At 75.8% G+C, this 19,377-nt stretch carries 15 protein-coding genes; 4 read left to right on the top strand and 11 right to left on the bottom strand.

Going from position 1 to position 19,377, the window contains the following annotated elements:
* Nucleotides 1-34 precede the first annotated feature (34 nt).
* The 4 genes from I4I81_RS01640 to I4I81_RS01625 are packed head-to-tail and all read right to left on the bottom strand — an operon-like array spanning nt 35 to nt 9,066.
* Nucleotides 35-3,544: a hypothetical protein gene (locus I4I81_RS01640; RefSeq protein ID WP_218602244.1), complete on the bottom strand. Its 3,510-nt coding sequence runs from the start codon at nt 3,542-3,544 to the stop codon at nt 35-37.
* The gene (locus I4I81_RS01635) at nt 3,541-4,518 is read right to left on the bottom strand and encodes a hypothetical protein (RefSeq protein ID WP_218602245.1); all 978 of its coding nucleotides are present in this window, start codon (nt 4,516-4,518) and stop codon (nt 3,541-3,543) included. The genes I4I81_RS01640 and I4I81_RS01635 overlap by 4 nt, the downstream gene beginning before the upstream one ends.
* Nucleotides 4,519-4,528: 10 nt before the next feature.
* The gene (locus I4I81_RS01630) at nt 4,529-7,915 is read right to left on the bottom strand and encodes an AAA family ATPase (RefSeq protein ID WP_218602246.1); all 3,387 of its coding nucleotides are present in this window, start codon (nt 7,913-7,915) and stop codon (nt 4,529-4,531) included.
* Nucleotides 7,912-9,066, bottom strand: a complete 1,155-nt coding sequence (locus tag I4I81_RS01625; protein WP_218602247.1) for an exonuclease SbcCD subunit D — start codon at nt 9,064-9,066, stop codon at nt 7,912-7,914. The genes I4I81_RS01630 and I4I81_RS01625 overlap by 4 nt, the downstream gene beginning before the upstream one ends.
* A gap of 63 nt (nt 9,067-9,129) precedes the next feature.
* Between I4I81_RS01625 and I4I81_RS01620 the strand changes: the two genes are divergently transcribed.
* Nucleotides 9,130-9,897, top strand: a complete 768-nt coding sequence (locus I4I81_RS01620) for a VOC family protein (RefSeq protein ID WP_218602248.1) — start codon at nt 9,130-9,132, stop codon at nt 9,895-9,897.
* A gap of 53 nt (nt 9,898-9,950) precedes the next feature.
* Here I4I81_RS01620 and I4I81_RS01615 read toward each other — a convergent pair whose 3' ends face one another.
* A complete protein-coding gene (locus I4I81_RS01615; protein WP_218602249.1) occupies nt 9,951-11,684 on the bottom strand; it encodes an ATP-binding protein in 1,734 nt (577 codons plus the stop codon).
* A 75-nt stretch (nt 11,685-11,759) separates the two neighbouring features.
* On the opposite strand from I4I81_RS01615, the gene I4I81_RS01610 reads away from it, so the two are divergent.
* Nucleotides 11,760-12,347: a hypothetical protein gene (locus I4I81_RS01610; protein ID WP_218615749.1), complete on the top strand. Its 588-nt coding sequence runs from the start codon at nt 11,760-11,762 to the stop codon at nt 12,345-12,347.
* Here the strand turns inward: I4I81_RS01610 and I4I81_RS01605 are convergent.
* From I4I81_RS01605 to I4I81_RS01580, 6 genes are all read right to left on the bottom strand, one after another.
* Nucleotides 12,335-12,772: an SRPBCC family protein gene (locus I4I81_RS01605; RefSeq protein WP_218615748.1), complete on the bottom strand. Its 438-nt coding sequence runs from the start codon at nt 12,770-12,772 to the stop codon at nt 12,335-12,337. The genes I4I81_RS01610 and I4I81_RS01605 overlap by 13 nt on opposite strands.
* Nucleotides 12,769-13,623 carry a phosphoenolpyruvate hydrolase family protein gene (locus tag I4I81_RS01600; protein WP_226363683.1) on the bottom strand — a complete coding sequence of 285 codons (855 nt, stop codon included), beginning with the start codon at nt 13,621-13,623 and terminating at the stop codon, nt 12,769-12,771. The genes I4I81_RS01605 and I4I81_RS01600 overlap by 4 nt, the downstream gene beginning before the upstream one ends.
* Nucleotides 13,620-14,786, bottom strand: coding sequence for a Tm-1-like ATP-binding domain-containing protein (locus tag I4I81_RS01595; protein ID WP_218605984.1), 1,167 nt, complete (start codon nt 14,784-14,786; stop codon nt 13,620-13,622). The genes I4I81_RS01600 and I4I81_RS01595 overlap by 4 nt, the downstream gene beginning before the upstream one ends.
* 165 nt (nt 14,787-14,951) lie before the next feature.
* Entirely contained in the window at nt 14,952-15,932 is a 981-nt protein-coding gene (locus tag I4I81_RS01590; protein WP_218605983.1) for an LLM class F420-dependent oxidoreductase, read from the bottom strand.
* 10 nt (nt 15,933-15,942) lie between these two features.
* The gene (locus I4I81_RS01585; RefSeq protein WP_218615747.1) at nt 15,943-16,836 is read right to left on the bottom strand and encodes an ADP-ribosylglycohydrolase family protein; all 894 of its coding nucleotides are present in this window, start codon (nt 16,834-16,836) and stop codon (nt 15,943-15,945) included.
* A complete protein-coding gene (locus tag I4I81_RS01580) occupies nt 16,833-17,567 on the bottom strand; it encodes an ARPP-1 family domain-containing protein (protein ID WP_218615746.1) in 735 nt (244 codons plus the stop codon). Before I4I81_RS01580 ends, I4I81_RS01585 begins: the two co-directional genes overlap by 4 nt.
* Before the next feature lie 68 nt (nt 17,568-17,635).
* On the opposite strand from I4I81_RS01580, the gene I4I81_RS01575 reads away from it, so the two are divergent.
* On the top strand, nt 17,636-18,256 hold the full coding sequence (locus tag I4I81_RS01575; protein WP_218605940.1) for an NUDIX hydrolase: 621 nt from the start codon (nt 17,636-17,638) through the stop codon (nt 18,254-18,256).
* The gene (locus I4I81_RS01570) at nt 18,253-19,371 is read left to right on the top strand and encodes an NYN domain-containing protein (RefSeq protein ID WP_218605939.1); all 1,119 of its coding nucleotides are present in this window, start codon (nt 18,253-18,255) and stop codon (nt 19,369-19,371) included. The genes I4I81_RS01575 and I4I81_RS01570 overlap by 4 nt, the downstream gene beginning before the upstream one ends.
* Nucleotides 19,372-19,377 lie beyond the last annotated feature (6 nt).

Genomic DNA, 19,377 nt, shown 5'->3' with positions numbered 1-19,377 from the left:
GGCGCTTTGAGAACATCCGCCTCACCCGGGCCGCTCACTCGGGCGCGGTGACGATCCCGTTCGCCGCGGCCCGCACGTCGGGATCGGGGTGGGTGCGCAGGCCGTCGAGCCGGTCGAGCCGGTCGATGGTCCAGCCCGTGCGCGGGCCGACGCCGGCCATCAGCGCGACGGCGAGGTGCCCGGCCCCCGGCCCGTCGGCGGCGGCGAGCAGGTCCACTCCGGCGAGGGCGTCCGCGGCGTCCCAGCCCGCCGTCTCCACCGCCCCTCCCGCGGCGATTGCGGCCACCGGCCGGTCGGCGACGAGCGCGGCCAGCGCGCCGAGGTCGTCGGCGAACCCCGGTCCGGGTGCCACGAGCACCGCGAGCAGCCGGGCCGCGGCGGGCAGCGTCGCCGGGTCGGCGGCGAGCAGGGCGGCCACCTCGCGCACCGGTCCGGGATGACGCCGGGCGACGGCCCCCTGGGCGACCAGCTCGTCGACGACCAGGGCCACCCGCTGCCCGGCCGGGCGGTCGCGTCGCGGAGCGGCACCGGTACCCGGCGGGGCGGCCGGGGCGGTGGCCGAGCCGACACCGGAGGCCGCGGACCCGCCCGTTCCGGCACTCCGGGGTTCGGCCGACGTGGGCTGGGCCGACGCGGGCAGGGCCGACGCGGGCAGGACCGACGCGGGCAGGACCGACGCGGGCTGGACGGTCGGGGCGGGTCCGGCCGGTCGCGGGCCGGCGACGACGGCCAGCAGCGCGGCCACGGCGCCGGGCAGGAGGTCGGGCAGCGCCGTCCACACCTCCGGGTCCAGGGCGGTACCCGCCGCGACGCGCCAGGTGGCGGTGGTGTCGAGGTCGGTGAGGGCGGCGAGCAGGGTGTCGCGGGCACCCCGGTCCCACGGCACCCACCGGCCGAGGGCGTGGAGCGCAGCGCGGGCGACCTCGGGGTCGGGATGGGTGGTGATCCGCCGGACCAGCGCGGCGTACGACGGGCGCAGGGCGGGGGCGGTCCGGCCCGGCACGGCGGCGAGGACGGCGAGTGCGAGGTCCCGATCGCCGTCGCCCGCCTGCGCGTGTACGGCGTGCACGCGCTCGTCGCCGAACCAGGGGCGCAGCGCGACCAGCACCGCGCGCCGGACGTCGCGGTGCTCGCCGGGCCGCGCCCAGGCAGTGAGCAGCGTGTCCAGGGCTCCGTCGGGCCGGAACGCCTCCTGCCAGCGGACCAGTTCCTTGCGTGCGGTGACCTTGCCGATCGGTCCCCGGCGGTCGTGCGAGGAGACCGTCGCCGGGACCGCGGTTTCCGCGCACGGGCTGCGGAGCAGCAGCGCCGCCAGCCGCGCGGGCGGGAGGTCACGGGCGCAGCGGGCCGCGGCGTACAGCGCGACCCGTGCGCGGTCGCTGCCGATCTCGGTGAGCAGCCGCGCGATGCCCGCCTCGGGCGCGCCGGCGCGGCCGAGGGCACTGAGTGCCGCCTCCGCGACGAGGACGTCGGGATCGGCGAGGAGGTCCTCGACGGCTGTGGGCGCGAGCTCGGTCAGCATCGCCGCGACCGCCGCGCGGCGGTGCCGCACCACCTCGGGATCGGCCAGAGACCGTCGGAGCAGCCCGCGGTACGTCTCGACCTGCCGCGGGCTCCAGCGCCGCAGATCGCGGACGGTGAGACCGGGCAGCCACCACGCCCCACCGGTGCCGGACCGGCCGCGCAGCCGCTTCCCGGCGCGGTCGAGCACGCGGCCGGGGCGGTGCCGCGCCAGCACCGCGAGCACGGGCGGCAGCGTGATCAGCGACCGGTCGCGGGCGATCAGCTCCTCGGCCCGCGCGAGCCGCGTGCCCGGTGCATCGAGCCAGGCGGCGACGGCGCGACGCTGGACGCGGTCGTCGGCGACGGCGGTCGCCTCGGCGAGCAGCTCCTGGAGGTCGGGCAGGTCACGCGCCCGCCGGCCCAGCCCCTCGGCGACCCCGAGCACCGCCGTCGGCTCGCCGCGGCGCACCGCCGCCCGCAGCCGCGGCAGCACCCGGGCGACGACGGCCCGCTCCCGGCCGCGGGGCAGCGCGAGCAGCGCGGGGCCCAGCAGCGCGTCGTGGCGCCAGGCGCCGAGGCGGTCCGCGGCGTCGAGCGCCCACCCGGCGACGGCCGACCCGTCCGGCCAGGGATGCGCCAGCAGCCCGAGCACGACCTGGTGCAGCGCCGCGCGCGACGCTCCGGAGGTGTCGCGAGCGTCGAGGGCGGCGGTGAGCAGCGCGTTGAGAGCGGGCAGCGCGGCGGCCTCGACCAGGTCGGGGCGCACGCGGGCCACCGCCGTGAGCAGCCGCGCACGGACCGGGTCCTGCTCGTTGCGGATCCGGCGCAGCCCGGCGAGCACCGCGGTGACCGTGCCGCGGTCGCCGGTGGCCGCCGCCGCCCGGACCAGCAGGGCGTAGGCGGTACCGCGCAGCGACGCGTCGGCACTGCGGGTGGCGGCCTCCAGCACCGGCCGGGCGTCGGCGAACGGCAGCCAGGCGCTGACCCGGAGCGTCTCCGGCGGGTCGTCGCGCACGAGGTCGAGCATCCGGTGGGCCTCGGCGTGGCGGCGGGCGTGCGGGAGCAGCGCGAGCTCGTCGTCGCCGAGCAGGTCGAGGCCGCGGTCCCGGCCGGCGTGGGCGAGGTCGTGGACCGCCGCGCGGCGACCGGGCGGGAGGCCGCGCAGGACGGCGAGCAGCAGCCGCGGCCCGGACGCACGCAGCAGAGCACCCAGCTCGGCGTCGGGCAGTGCGACGAGCCGGGTCCGCGCCGACCGCCCGAGGGGGTACCACCCCAGCTGCGCGACGCGGGCCGGATCGGCCAGGAGGAGGGCGACGACCCGCGAGGCGTCGACGGCGAGCAGCCGGTGCAGTGCACCGAGCAGGACCGGCGGCAGCGGCCCGGTCAGCAGGCGCTCGGCGAGGTCGAGCACCGCGTCGGGCCGCCGCTGCACCAGCGCGCCGAGCGGGCCGGGGCCGTCCCACCAGGATGCGCGGCGCTCGACGTCGCGCCCCTCCAGTTCGGCCTGCGCGTGCGCGAGGACGGCCTCGGGATGCCGCGCGACCAGCGCACCCCAGCCACCCAGCGCGTAACCGAGCCCCGGGAGGGCGTCGGCGACCGCGGCGGGCGAGCACCCGGCGAGCAGTGCGGCCGCGGCCGCGTCCCCGTAGCGGGCCCGGACGGTCGGCAACAGGGCGTCGGCGAGGTTCTCGTGCCCACCGCGGCGCACCCGGGCGGCGACCCGCGTGCGGTCGGCGGGCGAGCCGTGCTCCGCGATCGCACCGAGTGCCTCCGCGGGCAACGCGTCGGCGCGCAGCGCGCGGGCCCGGACCGCCGGGTGCTCCGACGCCGTGGCCGCGGCGAGGTGCGCGGCGTCGCCGGCCGCGATCGCCATCGTGACCGCCAGTCCGGCCGCGTACGCGCCACCGGCCGCGAGGTCGGTGAGCAGGCGCGACCGGGTGGCGGGGGCGAGGGACCGGGCCAGCGCGCCGACGCGGCGCACCCGCTCGTCGGGGTCGAGCCGGTCGACGTCGGCGAGCAACCGGGCGGTGGTCGGGCTCATACCGCGACCGGTACGCCCGCCGCCCGGCGCAGGGCGCGGTAGAGCAGTGCGGGTTCCCCGAGACGGCGCCGCAGAGCGCGCTCCAGGCCCGCGATCGGGTAGAGGTTCTGCGGCGCGCGGGAGTCCTTGTAGGCGACCGAGGCGAACCGGGGGATCGTGACCTGGCTGAGGTCGGCCAGCGCGATCACGAGCTCGGTGGGCAGCTCACCGCCGCACTCGATCCGCACGATCCCCGCCCACGGTGCGCCGGGCGGACCGGGCAGCCGCAGGTACCAGGTGTGGCGGTGCAGCGCGCGGTCGCTCTCGGGCTGCTCGAGCCGGAACACCGGCGTGCGCCGACCCGGACCCAGCGCGGCGACGATGCCGTTGAGGCCCGCCGGCAGGTAGGTGCGCGCGTGCGTCTTGACCAGCCCGAGCGCACGGGGCAGGTGCAGGCGGCCCAGCGCGCCGTCGACGACGACCAGGTCGTCGTCGCTGCCGTGCTCGTCGCGCACGCCCGACGCGACGAGGAACTCCGTCTCCTGCATCCGCGTCTGCACCGCGATGCTGAGCGCCGTGCCCGGGTCCTCCCCGGGACGCCCGGACTCGACCCGGGTGCAGGCGTAGGTGCCCGCGGAGGTGACGACGTCGACGCCGTCGGCCGAGCTCGTGACGAGGCTGCGCCGCACGTCGGCCCGCACCAGGTGCGCGCCCTCGTCGGGGCAGCAGCACACGACCCCCGCGGCGTAGGACGCGCAGAGTGCGGGCGACGCGATGCCGTTGCCCTCGTCGACCCAGACCTGCGCGTCGGTGCGGCGGACGCCGTCGACGAACAGCAGCCGCGACGGCGCGAGCAGACCCACCTGCGGGTCGATCGGACCCCACTGGTCGACGGAGCGCTCCAGCCCGACCACGGCCTCGACCCGCGACGGCTCCAGGTCGGTGCCGACGCTCGTCCCGTAGGACGGGTCCCAGGGATCGACGGTGAACCTCATGTCCGGGCCTTCACAGGTTCTCCCTCGTCACCGACGACGTGCGCTGGTCGCGCGCCACCCGGAACCGCACCGGTACCCGCTCCGCCAGCGCCGGGACGTGCGTGACGACCCCGACCATCCGGTCGCCGCGGGCCGCGAGGTTCTCCAGGGTGCTCGCGACGACCTCGAGGTTGGCCTCGTCGAGCGTGCCGAACCCCTCGTCCAGGAAGATCGACTCCAACCGCGCCGCCCCGCGGGCGGCGAGCCCGGACATCTGGGCCGACAGGGCGAGGGCCAGCGCGAGGCTCGCCTGGAAGGTCTCCCCGCCGGACAGCGTCTTGACCGGGCGCTTCGCGTCGGCGTCGGCGTGGTCGATCACCAGGAACTCGCCGTTGTCGTGGGTCAGTGCGAACTGGCCGCCGGACAGCTCGGCGAGACTGGTGGAGGCGTCGGCCACGAGCGCGTCGAGTGCGGAGGCCACCAGCCAGCGGGGGAAGCCGTCGGAGCGCAGCAGCCCGCCGAGCATCTTCGCGACCTGCTGGGCCTCCTCGGCGGCGTCGCGGTCGGCCGTGATCCGCGCGACGGTGTCCCGGCGCTCGGCCAGGCGGGCGTGTGCGGCCCGGGCCCGCTCGACCGCGGCGGCCACGGTGGATCGCGCGGCCCCCGGATCGGCGTGCGGGCCGTCCGGGCGTGAGGCGTCGGGGCGCGAGGCGTCGGGGCGCGAGGCATCGGGGCGCGAGGCATCGGGGCGCGAGGCGTCGGGGCGGGCCGGCGGCAGGGCCAGGTCGTGGGCCGCGAGGTCGTCGACGAGGGCACGCACCGCGGTGTCGCGGGACTCCCGGGCCGACCGGGCGGCGGCGTCGGCCGCGGTCCAGGCGGTGCGTCGGTCGGCCGCAGCGTCCGACGCCCACCCGGCGAGCCTGTCCCAGGCCGCGCGCAGGTCGTCGCCGGTGACGGCGGGGGCCCCGAGCGGCACCAGCGGGTCGCGCGCCGCGCGCAGTGCCGACCAGGCCGCTCCGACCTCGTCGGCCACCTGCGCCGCCTCCCGCTCCGCCGCGCGCAGGGCGGCGCGGGCGCTGCGCAGCGCGGCGTCGGACGTGCGGGCCGCATCCTCCAGGACGCTGCGCCGCTCCAGGGAACGGGCGGCGTCGGCGTCGGACGGCGCGCCGTCGAGGGCCGTGCGCAGCTCCCCCAGCCGCGCCTGCACCCCGTCGACGGCCCCGCGCGCCTCCTGCTCGGCGCGGGCGGCGGCGGTCTCCTCGGCGCGGCGGTCGGTGGCGGCGCGGTCGGCCGCGTGCAGCGCGCTCGAGGCGGCGTCGGACTCCCCGTCGGCGACGGCCACGGCGGCCCGCGCGCCGGTCAGCGCGGTGTCGCGGTCGGCCGCCTGCTCCGAGGCCCACCAGACGAGCGCGGTCCAGCCGGCGAGCACGTCGTCGTCGGACACGGCGGGGGCCCCGAACGGGACGAGGGGGTCGCGGGCGGTGCGCAGCGCGGCGGCGGCGCCCTGTGTCTCGGCCCGCACGGTGTCGACCTCGCGGGCCTCGGTCTCCCGCGCGCGACGGGCGGCGCGGACGGCCGTGTCCGCGTCGCGGGCGGTGCGCTCGGCCTCGGCGAGACCGTCGAGCCGCTGCTCGACGGTCGCGGCGTCGGGCTCGGGGCGCAGCCGCTGCAGCGCGGAGTCGAGCCGGTCGGCGTCGGCCGCGGCCCGGGCCAGGGCCGACGACGCGGCGGCCTCCTCGGTGCGCGCGGCGTCGTGGGCACCCACCGCGTCGACGACGGCCCGCTCCGCACCGGGGTCGGGCTCCGCACCGGCCGGGGGAAGCGTCGCGACGGCCTGCGCGCACACCGGGCACGGCTCCCCCACCGCGAGCGCGGGGCGCAGCGCGGCGGCGAGATCGGCGCGCTGGCCGTCGGCCCGGCGGGCCTCCGCGTGGTCGAGCGCGTGCCGGGCGGCACGCACCCGCTCGGCGGCCGCGGCGACAGCGCGTTCGGCGTCGGCCCGGCGGGCGACCGCGGCCTCCTGCTCCTGCAGCACGGACGCCCGCTCGGCGTGCTCGCGGCGCGCCTGCTCCAACGGGCCGCGGGCGGGGGCGGCGTCGAGGGCGTCGCGGGCCCGGGCGTCGGCCGACTCGGCGGCGGCGAGCGCCGAGTCGGCCTCGGCCAGTGCGGCGACGGCGGCGCTGCGACGGCGACCGAGGGCGTCGAGCCCGGCGGGGACGGCGAGCGCGCGCAGGCCGTCGCGCTCGGAGATCAGTCGGCGGACGGTGTCGGCGGCGGTCGTCGCGGCGACGGTGGCCGTGTCGCGGGCGGCCCGGGCGGTGTCGAGCGCGGTGCGGGCGTCGGCGGCGTCGCGGGCAGCGGTGTCGAAGGCCGCGAGCGACTTGGCGTGCCGGTCGCGCAGGCCGGGCAGGTCGCCGGTGAGGGCGGCGAGCTCGGCGTGCCGGGAGCGGACGAGCTCGAGCGGGCCGCGCTCCGGGGCGGCGGCGAGCGCGTCGCGGGCGTCGCCGTCCTCGGCCTCCGCCGAGGAGTGGGCGACGGCGGCTGTCGAGAGCGCGGTGGCCGTGGCGGCCCGTCGGGCGTCGAGGTCGGCCAGCCCGTCAGGGGCCGTCAGCGCCGCGAGGACCGTGCCCTCCGCGCGGATCCGGGCCGCGTCGGCCTCGGCCGCGGCCTGCTCCGCGGCGGCCTTCTCGATCCGGGGCACGAGCGCGTCGACCCGGCCGGTCAGCGCCACCAGCGCGTCGACCCGTCGCTGCGCGGCCGCCTCGGCCGCCGGCGTGGCGTCGGCGTAGCCGGTGAGCTGCTCGGACAGGACCTCCGCGCGCTGGCGCTGCGCGGCGGACTCGCTGTTCGCCTCGCGCGCGATCTGGTCGTAGAGGCCGAGCCCGAGGATCCGGACCAGTTTCTCCTGGCGTTTGCGCGGCTCGGTGTGCAGGAACTCCGCGAAGTCGCCCTGGGGCAGCACGACGCACGTCGTGAAATCGCCGAAGGGCAGCCCGAGGAGCTCCTCGACGGCCGAGGTGACGCCCCCGGCGCCGTCGGCGAGCGGCTCGGTCTCCTCGTCGACGCCGGCCGTGCCCGACGGGTCGCGCAGCCGTTCCAGCCGCGCCGAGCGCACCGACACCGACCCCGACGCCGCCCGGCGCAGCTCGCGCGCGGCGACGTAGCGCGCCCCGCCGACGTCGAACACGAGCTTGACGGTGCCCCGTCCGGCCGTCGGCGCGAGCGCGAGCGCCACCGTGCGCTGGTTGTCCCAGCGCGGCACCGACCCGTAGAGCGCGAACGTGATGGCGTCGATGATCGTGGACTTGCCCGAGCCGGTGGGCCCGACCAGCGCGAAGTACTCCGCACCGGTGAAGTCGACGACCGTGGGCTCGCGGAACGAGGCGAACCCGTCGAGCTCGAGCAGGACCGGCCTCACGAGGAGATCCGGTCGTGCAGCGCGCGGAACAGCGTCTCGACGCGCGGATCGGCGACGCCCTTCGTGCCCAGGTACTCGCCGAACAGCTCGGCCGGGCTGCGCTCGGCACCCCCGCCGGACGGCCGCGACGTCTCGGTGACCGCCGTGAACTCGGGGTCGATCCGCACCTCCAGCGCGTTCGGCAGCACCGCCGTCACCTCCTCCCGCAACCCGGCCCGCGCCGGCTCCGTCACCCACACCCGCAACCAGTCGTCGCCGACGGTGGCAGACAGCACCGACAGTTCCGCGACGGTGCCGCGCACGGTGCGCAGCCGGCGCCCCGACGTGACGGGGATGTCGGTGATCCGCGCGGGCGTCGACGCGGTGGCCTCGACCAGGCAGACGACGGGTTCGTTCTCCTGCTCCCCGAAGTCGACGGCGAGCGGCGCACCCGAGTAGTGGACGGGGCACGGGGCCTCCATCCGCTGGCGGCGGTGCAGGTGCCCCAGCGCGACGTAGTGCGCCTCGATCGGGAAGATGCTCGCCGGCACCGCGTACTCGAAGATCGACTGCGCGGTGCGCTCCCCGCCGCCGAACCGCCCGTTGAGCACGGTCAGGTGGGCCATGACCAGGTTGACGGCGCCGTCGTCGAACCCCGCGGTGAGGGTGCCGAGGACGTCGCGCAGGTTCTGGTCGTAGGCGTTCGTGTTCTCGCCCGCGGTCTGGGCGACGAGGTCGGCGGCGCGGACCGCGTAGCGCTGGGACAGGAACGGCAGGACGGCGACGTTCACCCGCTCCCCCGTGGACCGCGCGGTGAAGCCGACGACCCCGCCCTTGTCGGCCGTCCGTACCTCCCCGACCAGCGTGATCCCCGCTTCCTGCGCGAGCGGCCGGTAGGCGTCCAGGGCCCGGGCGTGGTCGTGGTTGCCCGCGATCGCGATGACCTGCGTGCCGTCCTTCGCGAGCCCCATCAGCGTCCGGATGACGAGCTTCTGCGCCTCCGCCGACGGGGCCGCGGTGTCGTAGAGGTCGCCCGCGACGAGCACCGCGTCGACCTGCTGCTCCCGTGCGATCGCGACGATCTCGCGCAGCACCTGCTCCTGCTCGTCGAGCCGCGAGTGGCCCTTCAGCGTCTTGCCGACGTGCCAGTCGGCGGTGTGCAGGAAGCGCATGGGTCGACGATTGCACCCGCCGGCGGACGCATTCTGTCGGGGGTCGGTGCCACTCTGCTCGACATGACCACACGTGACACCGCCTGGCCCGCCGGTACGCCGTGCTGGGTCGACCTGGCCGTCCCCGACCTGCCCGCCGCCACCGACTTCTACGGCGCGGTGCTGGGGTGGGACTTCGTCGACACCGGGGAGGAGTTCGGCCACTACACGCTCGCGCAGGTCGGCGGCCGCAGCGCCGCCGCGATCGCTCCCGTCCAACCCGGCCAACCGGCGGGGTCCACCGTCTACCTGGCCAGCGACGACGTCGACGCCACCGCCGAGCTGGTGACCGAGCACGGCGGCACGGTCGCCGTCGCGCCGTTCGACGTGCCCGGCATGGGGCGGATGGCCGTCGCGTTCGACGCCGCGGGCGGCGCGTTCGGCATCTGGCAGGCGGGCGGCATGATCGGGGCCGAGATCTACAACGAGCCCGGCTCGCTGGTCTGGGAGGACGCCCGGCTCACCGATCCCGCCGCCGGCCAGGCGTTCTACGCCGCCGTCTTCGGCCACACCTTCGGCGCGGTCCCGGGCGCCCCCGACGACTACGCGACGTTCGCGGTCGACGGGGAGATCGCCGGCGGCATGGGCGGCATGATGGGCGCCCCCGAGGGCACCCCGAGCCACTGGCTGCCCTACTTCATGGTGTCCGACGTCGACGCCGCGATGGCCGCGGTCGGCTCCGGCGGCGGCGCGGTGGTGTCGGAGGCCGTCGACACCCCGTTCGGCCGCATGGGCGTCGCGGCGGACCCCTTCGGCGCGACGTTCGCCCTGCACGGGGGCATGCCGGAGTAGGCCGACCTCGGAACGGTCCGGGGTGTGCGAGCGCCCGGCCCGTACGAGGAGCGTCAGAACGGGGCGTCGTCGTCGTCCGCGCCCACCGGGAGGCGGGCGAAGGGGTCGCGGGCCGCCGCGTGGCCGTTCGTCCCCGCCGGCGGCCCGGCGCTCTCCGAGAGTCTCGTCGCCCACGCCGGGAACGGGAACTCGACGGCGAGCGGCACCGGGATCTCGGGCTGCGAGACGAACATCGTGCCCGGCTTGGCGATCACCGCTCGGGCCCGCTGCGACGGCGGGAGGAACCCGTACTCGGGGCGCCCGGCCTCCGCGGGGTCGAGCCGCCCCACCACCTTGATCGAGGAGTTCGAGACGATCCGCCGCTCCACCTCCGAGGCCGTCTGCTGCGCGCCGATGAGGATGATGCCGAGCGACCGCCCGCGCTCGGCGATGTCGAGCAGCACCTCCTTGATCGGCGAGGACCCCTCGCGCGGTGCGTACTTGTTCAACTCGTCGATCATCGTGAACAGCAGCCCCGCCGCACCGGCCTGCTCCTTGCGCGCCGTCTCCGCGGCCAGCACCACTCCGACGACGAACCGCTGGGCGCGCTCGGGGAGGTTGTGCAGGTCGACGACCGTGACCTGCTGGTTCTCCGTGCTCACCCGCCGCCCCGGTGCGTCGGCGAGGTCGCCGCGGACGATCGTGCGCAGCGGCTTGAGCGAAGAGCGCAGCCGCCGCAGGAACGCGTTGACCGTCCCGATCCCGGTGACCGGGCCGGCCCAGTCGCGACGGGCGTCCTCGTCGCCCAGGCGGTCGGCGACGAACTCGACGAGCGCGTCGTAGCTGCGCAGCGTCTGCCCCTCCACGGTGACGGCGCCGTCGGCGGCGGGCGTGGCGATGCGCTTGAGGCGGGCCGCGACCTGGTGGATGACCATCGTGTACTGGTTGCGCTCGTCCTCCGCGTCGGCGAACACGAACGGCAGCAGCTCCCCGGAGCAGAACTCGGCCAGCGTCCACCAGAACGCGGCGACACCGCTCGTGCGGCCCGTGACGTACGGGCGACCGGACGGGTCGTCGGGCGTCGGCGGCGCGAAGAAGCCGGCCGAGGAGAACGGCGAGGCGGGCAGGTCGAGGCGGGCGTAGCGGGCGCGCTGCACGTCGTCGAGCTTCGCGTTGGCGTGGTCGAGGAACAGCAGGTCCTCGCCCTTGACGCTGAACACGAGCGCCTTCGCGTTCACCGCCCGCCGCCCGAGCACCCCGGAGCGGAAGATCGAGTAGAGCAGGAACAGGGCGAAGCTGGTCTTCGTCGCGACGCCGGAGATCCCGCTGATCGAGACGTGCCCGCCGCGCGTGCCGTCGAGGAACTCGAGGTTGACGTAGATCGGTTCGCCGTCGCGGCCGAGCCCGACGGGCACCTTGAGGTCCATCTTGTCGAAGTACAGCGCCTGCGCGCGTTCCAGCCCGGTCGCCCGGCGGACGAGCGACCCGGGCATCGGCGGCACGTAGACCTCGGGCTCCACCCGCGTCGTCGTGACCTCGGCGATCTCCTGCACCTGCGCGGGCAGCACGCCCTCGTCGATGAGGAAGACGTCGGAGCCGTACTGCGCACCCTCGTGGCGCGCGCGCACCTCGGTGACCACGCCGGACGTCGTCACCGCCCCGTGCCCGGAGACCGACCGCTGGGTGAGCACCACGTCGTCGAGCTGCAGGTACTCCCCCGGACGCAGCGCCACGGAGAACTGCAGGGGCGTGGAGTCCTCGGTGCCGACGACGAGGCCGACGGACGGCGCAGGGGGCGGGGACGACACCCGGCGAGCCTAGTGACCCTCGCCCCCCGCTCCCCCGCCCCCTACTGTCGGCCTTTCACGACGGGGAGGACAACGATGACCGAGCCCAGGTTCGATCTCGGGTGGATGGACGACGTCATCCGGGGACTGCACTCGCTGACCGCCGATCAGGTTCCGGCGCTGGAGATCACGCTGCTCGACGCGGTCGTCGACTGGCTGTTCTCCCCGCAGAACCCGCAGACCGCGGATCCCGAGGCGGAGTACGACGAGTCCCACGCGGGCACGCTGGTCTCCACGATGTTCACCGCGGTCGACACCTCGCGCACGTTCCTCCCGAAGCAGGAGCCGGCCGTCACCGACGCGATCACCGCGGCCCGCACCAGGATCGTCGACGGCGCGCGCGAGCTGTCCGCCCAGGGGCCGGAGGGGATCTCGATCCTGGTGTCGCGCGCGATGCCGTCTGTGCTCACCGAGCTGGGCAGCAACGCGGGCGAGAAGGCCAAGCAGGCGCACGGCGTGTACGTCTACCTGCTCTACACGCTCGCGCTGGGCACCCGCACCGAACACGATGCGGTCGCGCTCGACGGCGTGGTCGAGTCGTTCGTCGGCTGGGACGGCGTGCTCCGGGGCGGGTTCGTCCCGCCGTGGCGCCCCGCCCGCCCCGAGCCGGATCAGCCCGCGTAGCGCCGCTGCAGCGACGCCATGCCGGCCCCGAACACGCCGTCGGCGAACAGCGTGACCAGCTCGGGCACGTCGGCGGCCTCGGAGTCGAAGTCGGTCCACCACTCCACGAACGCCTGCCCGGTGTCGGTCACCGGGGCCACGCGGACCGTCGCGACGTAGCGGCGCACCGGGAACGGGCTCTCCAGGATCTCGTAGGTCTGGCTGCGCGCCAGGTCGTCGAGGACGAGCAGGCGCTCGACGACCGTGCCGCCGTCGCCGAGGGTGAGCCGGCGCACCGCACCGACCTCCGCGGCGGTGCCATCCGTGTCGAGCGAACTGGCGGCGATCGCCGGCATCCAGGCGGGGAGCCCGTCGAAGTCACGGATGACCGACCACACCTCCTCGGCGGAGGCGGCGATCACAGCGCTGGCGTAGGCACGGGTCACGGGGAGAGTCCTTTCGGTGTGCGGGTGGAGAGGCGGGTCTTGAACGCGCGGGTCTGCGCGGTCAGAGCGGTCTCGGTGGGCAGCCGTTCCATCGACGACGCCCCGTAGAAGCCGTGGCACCAGCGGGTGCGCTCCAGGACGTGCGCGGCGTCGTCAGGTGAGGAGATCGGGCCGCCGTGACACAGGACGAGCACGTCGTCGCGCACTTCCCGTGCGGCCGCCGACCACTCGTCGATCAGCTCCACGCAGTCGTCGAGCGTCTTCGAGGTGCCCGCCCCGATCGCGCCGCCCGTCGTCAGGCCCATGTGGCAGACGACCAGGTCGGCGCCGGCGCGGGCCATCACGCGGGCGTCGTCGGCGGAGAAGACGTACGGGGTGGTGAGCAGGTCGGCGGCGTGCGCGGCGGCGATCATGTCGACCTCCAGCCCGAACCCCATCCCGGTCTCCTCCAGGTTGGCCCGGAAGACGCCGTCGATCAGGCCGACGGTCGGGAAGTTCTGGACGCCCGCGAACCCGAGGTCGGCGAGCTCGCGCAGGAAGCGGCCGGTGAGCAGGAACGGGTCGGTGCCGTTGACGCCCGCGAGCACCGGCGTGTGCCGTACGACCGGAAGCACCTCCGCGGCCATCTCGACGACGATGTCGTTGGCGTTGCCGTAGGCGAGCAGCCCGGCGAGCGACCCTCGGCCGGCCATCCGGTAGCGGCCGGAGTTGTAGATGACGATGAGGTCGATGCCGCCGGCCTCCTCGCACTTGGCCGACAGGCCCGTGCCCGCGCCGCCGCCGACGATCGGCTCACCGCGGGCGGCCATGTCGGCGAAGCGCTCGACCAGCTCCGCGCGCCGGAACCTCACGCGACCTCCCCCCACGCGGCCAGCACGGCGTCGGCGAACTCCGGGTCGTTGACGTGGTGCGGCACCCGCCGCACGATCCCCGGCCGCGTGTCCTTCTCGACCGCCGCGAACAGCGCCTCGTCGGCCTCGGGGTCGCGGAACGGCAGCCCGGGCGCGTCGAGGGCCGAGACCCCGCCGGTCGGCAGCAGGAAGATCGCCGGCCCGGTCATCGCGTTGAGCTTGCGGGCGAGGAACTCCCCGATGGCGACGTTCTCCGCCGCGGTGGTCCGCATGAGCGTGACCTGCGCGTTGTGCACGTAGAGCAGCCTCCCGTCGAACCGCGCGGGCACGTCGGCCCCGAAGTTGACCATGTCCAGTGCCCCGCACGATCCCACGTACGGCACGCCGGTGCGCGCGATCGCGTCGAGGCGGTCCTCTCCAGCGGACATGACGCCGCCGACGAGCAGGTCGGCGATCTCGGTGGTGGTCAGGTCGAGCACGCCGCCGACCAGGCCGTCGTCGACGAGCTTCTCCATCGCCTTCCCGCCGGTGCCGGTGGCGTGGAAGACCAGGGCGTCGACGGTGTCGCCGAGGCGTTCCCGCACCTGCGTGACGCACCCGGTGGTGACGCCGAACATCGTCAGCGCGACGGCCGGGCGGTCGTCGGCGGCGGGGATCTCGTGGGTGAGCATCCCGGCGAGGGCGTGCGCGGCGTTGCCCAGCACGCGCCGGGAGATGCGGTTGAGACCGGCGACGTCGGTGACGGAGTGCAGCATCGCGATGTCCGACGCCCCGACGTACGGCGCGACGTCGCCCGAGGCCACCGTCGACACCATGATCTTCGGGGCGCCGACCGGCAGCGCCCGCATCGCCGGGGTGACCAGTGCGGTGCCGCCGGAGCCGCCGAGCCCGATGACCCCGCCGACGTCGTCGCGGGCGACGATCCAGCGCTCCAGCGCCAGCGCCATCGCGGTGACGGCGGTACCGCGGTCACCGGTGAACACCGCGTCCGCCCCGTCGGGGTGGTGGGCGGCGACCTCGGCGGCGGTGACGTCACCCCCGTCGGAGGGGCCGGTGGAGACGTCGACGACCCGCGCCGACACCCCCGCGGCCCGCAGCAGTTCCGCGACGTGGGCCAGTTCGGGCCCCTTGGTGTCGAGCGTGCCGACGACGTAGGCGATCACCGGACCGTTCTAGCGCAGATGCCGCCCGGCCGACACCCGGGCCGATCCGTGGGCCGGTGACTCCGCGACCGGGCCCGGGTGATCACCGCGCAGACCCGGTGGTCATCGCGCAGACCGCCGGCGGCCTGCGCGCGGCCCACCGGTCTGCGCGGTCGGGCGTCGCGCTCAGCCCACCAGCTTGCGCAGCGTCCGCCCGACCAGGTCGACCGTCCCCGGCTGGTGCCCGTTCGGGACGAGGTTGACCGTCAGCCCGTCGATGCCGGCGTCGAGCACCCGCGTCTGCAGGTCGGCGGCGACCTCGTCGGGGTCACCGACGAAGTGCCGCGCGGTGGCGGCGGCGCGCTCCTCGTCCGACAGCGCGTCGAGGTCGACCCCGATGCCGCGCAGGTGGTCGCGCTGCAGCGCACGGGCCGTGTCGCCGTCCTCGTCCATCATCACGAAGGCCAGGAAGCTGGTCTCCAGCGTCGACCGGTCACGCCCCGCCTCCGCGCACCGCTCGTCGAGGGCGGCGAGCTTGCGGGGCAGGTCGGCCGGGTCGCAGATGACGTTGAGGTGCTGGGCGTAGCGGGCGGCGAGGCCGAACGTCTTCTTCTCCCCGCCGCCGCCGAGCATGACCGGCAGGTCGTCGCGCAGCCGCGGCTCGTTCATCGCGGACTCGGTGCGGTACCACTTCCCGTCGACGGTCGGGCGCTCGCCGCGCAGCATCGGCACGATGATCGACAGCGACTCCTCGAGCTTCTCGAAGCGCTCGGTGAAGGTGCCGAAGTCGATGCCGAACTGGCGGTGCTCCAGCTCGAACCAGCCGGCCCCGATACCGAGGACGGCGCGGCCGCCGCTGACGACGTCGAGGGTGCTGACGGTCTTCGCCAGGACCGCGGGGTTGCGGTAGGTGTTGCCGGTGACCAGCGCGGACAGCTGGATCCGCGACGTCGCCATCGCCAGTGCCGACAGCGTGGAGTACGCCTCGAGCATCGGCTGGTCGGGCGAGCCGAGTCCGGGCAGCTGGTAGAAGTGGTCCATCACGAAGGCGGTGTCGAAGCCCGCCTCCTCGGCCTCGCGGACCTGCGCGACGACGGTCGGGAACAGTTCCGCGACCGGAGTTCCGTAGCTGAAGTTGGGGATCTGGTATCCCAGTCGAATGCCCATGCCGGCGACGCTATGCCTTCGAGCGCGCTCTAAGGCAAGTCAGGTCGTCGCCGGTCAACCCCGGCCATCCGTGCAGCATCCGCCGCCACTCCCCCGGCACCGCCGACGCCCCGTACCGCGCCCCCAGCAGCGCCCCGGCGATCGCCGCGACGGTGTCGGTGTCACCACCTCCGCGCACCGCGGCCTGCAGGCCGTCGACCAGGCCGTCGGTGTGCTCGATCGCCGACCACGCCCCCTGCAGCGCCGCCACCACCCACCCGTTCGACGCCGCGAACGCCGACGGTTCCCGGCGCTCCGCCTCGTCGAGCCATCCCGCCCAGGCCGGGTCGACGTGCGGCAGCCCCACGCGGACGTCGAGCGCCCCGGTGCGCACGGCGTGCTCGATCGCCAGGCACCACAGCACGCAGGCGTCCCCGGCCTGGGGATCATGGTGGGTCAGCGCCGAGACGGCGCGTGCGGCGTCCGCGACCCCCTCCCCGGCCAGCGCGACCGGCGCCGTGCGCATCAGCGATCCGTTGCCCGCACTGCGACCGGTCTCCGCGTGCACCTGCGCGGCCCGCTCCCGCAGCCGGGCGGCCGCCCCGCGCCGCGGGATGCCGTGCAGCGGGCCGAGCACGGCCGCGGTCTGCAGCCCGACGTCCGCCGGCCCGGCGGCGTGCCAGGCCAGGAACCCGTGGGCGATTGCGTCGAGCGCGTCGTCGGTGCGCAGGTCGCCGCTCACCTGCGCGATGACGCACGCCATCTCGGTGTCGTCGCTCCACTGCCCCGGCGCGTAGCCACCGAGCCCGCCGCCGAGCATCTCGGCGCGCTCGCCCAGCGCGCAGACCCCCGCCTCGTAGGGGACGCCGAGCGCGTCGCCGCAGGCCGCGCCGAGGAGCACCCCGGCCCTGCGGTCCGCCGTCATGCCGCCCGCTCGTTGATCGCCACCGTGTGCACGTCCCGACCGTGCCACCGCAACACCGACACCCGCGGACCGAGGTCCCGGACGAACCTGCGTGCGTGCCGGCCCAGCGTGGGGACCGGCCGCCGCCCCAGCGCGTCGAGCGCGGCCGCGTGCAGCAGCCCGTCCCAGACGGCAGCGAGCGTCGACGGGGCGTCGAACACCTCCAGCAGCACCGGACGCCCGGCGATCCCGACGAGCACCCCGCACTGGAACGGCAGCGGCGAGAGCCCCCCGACCAGGGCGGACGCGGCGTCGTCGAGGTGACGGACGGTGTCGAACAGCGAGTCGCCGTCGCCGTAGCCGGCCACCCGCTCCCACACCTCCCGCTGGCCCCTCGCCGTCCGCACCGCCAACGGGGCACGCCGGCCGTCGCGCGAGTGGGCACCCGCACCGGACCAGCGCGCCTGCTCGACGCACCGCACCGGCAGCGCGACCGACGCCCCCGCCTCGACCACCACCGAGCGCACCGCCACCCGGTCCTGCCGACCCCCCGCCAGCAGCTCCCCCTCCAGCACCAGAGCGGCCTGCGTCCCCGCGTTGTGCACGAGCAGCTCCCCCACCGCCGCGTCCGCCCGCTCCGCGACGAGCAGCCCGCCGAGCGCGTACCCCGCGTCGGCCACCGCGGCGCCGTTGAACACGGGGAACAGCGTCAGCGCACCCCGCACGACCGGGTTGCCCACGTGGACGTCCATGCCGACCTCCTCTGTTAGCGCGAAGTTGCGCTAACACATAAGAGCACATGTGCGCTAACTTGTCGAGCATGACCTGGCGTGACCCCTCCGGCCGGACGCTCGCCGACTACCCGCACCCCTCGGTGGCCGTCGACGTCGCGCTGCTGACCGTGGCCGACGACCAGCTGTGCGTCCTGCTGCACCAGGGCCGCTCGCTGCCCGGCACGTTCCTGCGCGTCGAGGAGACCCTGCGCGACGCCGCCCTTCGCGTGCTTCGCGAGAAGGCCGGCGTCACCGGCGAGGAGCCCCGTCAGCTGGCCGTGTTCGACGACCCCGCGCGCGACGACCGCGGCCGCGTGCTCTCCGTCGCGCACGTCGACCTGGTGCCCGCCGCCCGCCTGACCGGCGCACTCACCCCCGTCGACGCCCTGCCGCCGCTCGCCTTCGACCACGCCGCGATCGTGGACGCCGCCGCCGCCTGGGCACGCGACGCGCACCGCGACCGGCCCGACCCCCGCGGCCTGCTCGACGAGGAGTTCACGCTGCTGGAGCTGCAGCGGCTGCACGAGGCGGTGCGCGGCGGGCCGCTGCCCAAGGACACGTTCCGGCGCCGGATGCAGGAGCACCTGATCGACACGGGCACACTGAGCCGCGGCACGGTCGGCAAACCCGCTCGCGTCTTCCGCCGCGCGCCCCAGGAGACCCCATGATCAACGACGACGAGCGCATCGCGCTGTTCCTCGACTACGAGAACCTCGCCATCGGTGCCCGCGACGGTCTCGGCGTCATGCCGTTCGACTTCGGGCCGATCGCCGACGCGCTCGCCGAACGCGGGCGGGTCGTCGCGCGCCGGGCGTACGCGGACTGGTCCTACTTCGACGAGGACCGCCGCCTGCTCGCCCGCGCGCAGGTCGAGCTGATCGAGATCCCGCAGCGGCTCGGGGCGTCGCGCAAGAACGCGGCCGACATCAAGATGGTCGTCGACGCGATCGAGATGGCGTTCGAGCGCAGCTTCGTCACGACGTTCGCGATCTGCACCGGCGACTCCGACTTCACCCCGCTCGTCCACAAGCTCCGCGAGCTCGACAAGCGTGTGATCGGGATCGGCGTCGAGTCGTCGACGTCCGCCCTGCTGCCCCCGGCCTGCGACGAGTTCCTGTTCTACGACCGGCTGCCCGGCGTCGAGCCGTCGCAGGCGCCCCGGCGTCCGGCGCGGCGAGGGGGTCGCCCGGCTGCGGCTGCCGCCCCCACCCCGGCCGCGGCCTCCGAGCCGGTGGTCGAGCCCGTCGTCGACGAGGCCGAGGTCGCCGACGAGCCGGCCGCCCCCGCGGAGGAGCGCGAGGTCGGCCCGATCGTCACCACCACCCTCGCCGGGCTCCAGCGCCACGCCGACGGGGTGGTCCTCGCCTCGCGGCTCAAGCGGGCGATCCTGCGCAAGGACCCCACCTTCGACGAGGCCGACCACGGCTTCCGCAGCTTCGGCGAGCTCATGCGGCACCTGGAGGCCGCGGGGGTCGTCGAGCTACGGAAGGGCTCGGCCCAGGGCGACCCCGAGGTCACGTTCCCGCAGGACGCCTCCGCCGACGACGACGCGTTCCGGCTGCTCGTCGAGGTCGTCCGCGGGCTGCAGGGCCCGCGCTTCCGCCCGCAGCTCAGCGGGCTCAAGGACCAGTTGCGCAAGCGCGAGCCGGGGTTCAGCGAGAAGCGCTACGGCTTCAACACGTTCCTGTCCTTCGCCAAGGCCGCCCGCGCGCGCGACCTGCTCACGATGGACTGGGACGAGGACACGGGCGACTACCTGCTCCGCGTCCCCGACGAGTTCTAGATCGCC

The organism is Pseudonocardia abyssalis, from assembly GCF_019263705.2.
GTDB classification, from domain to species: Bacteria; Actinomycetota; Actinomycetes; order Mycobacteriales; family Pseudonocardiaceae; genus Pseudonocardia; species Pseudonocardia abyssalis.
This window is presented reverse-complemented; position numbering and strand designations above follow the sequence as displayed.

Excerpts from the sequence above, each read along its gene's own strand:
- I4I81_RS01590 (WP_218605983.1), bottom strand. The coding sequence starts at position 15,932 with ATGGGCATTCGACTGGGATACCAGATCCCCAACTTCAGCTACGGAACT.
- I4I81_RS01635 (WP_218602245.1), bottom strand. The coding sequence starts at position 4,518 with ATGAGGTTCACCGTCGATCCCTGGGACCCGTCCTACGGGACGAGCGTC.
- I4I81_RS01640 (WP_218602244.1), bottom strand. The coding sequence starts at position 3,544 with ATGAGCCCGACCACCGCCCGGTTGCTCGCCGACGTCGACCGGCTCGAC.
- I4I81_RS01575 (WP_218605940.1), top strand. The coding sequence starts at position 17,636 with ATGACCTGGCGTGACCCCTCCGGCCGGACGCTCGCCGACTACCCGCAC.
- I4I81_RS01625 (WP_218602247.1), bottom strand. The coding sequence starts at position 9,066 with ATGCGCTTCCTGCACACCGCCGACTGGCACGTCGGCAAGACGCTGAAG.
- I4I81_RS01585 (WP_218615747.1), bottom strand. The coding sequence starts at position 16,836 with ATGACGGCGGACCGCAGGGCCGGGGTGCTCCTCGGCGCGGCCTGCGGC.
- I4I81_RS01570 (WP_218605939.1), top strand. The coding sequence starts at position 18,253 with ATGATCAACGACGACGAGCGCATCGCGCTGTTCCTCGACTACGAGAAC.
- I4I81_RS01610 (WP_218615749.1), top strand. The coding sequence starts at position 11,760 with ATGACCGAGCCCAGGTTCGATCTCGGGTGGATGGACGACGTCATCCGG.
- I4I81_RS01580 (WP_218615746.1), bottom strand. The coding sequence starts at position 17,567 with ATGGACGTCCACGTGGGCAACCCGGTCGTGCGGGGTGCGCTGACGCTG.
- I4I81_RS01620 (WP_218602248.1), top strand. The coding sequence starts at position 9,130 with ATGACCACACGTGACACCGCCTGGCCCGCCGGTACGCCGTGCTGGGTC.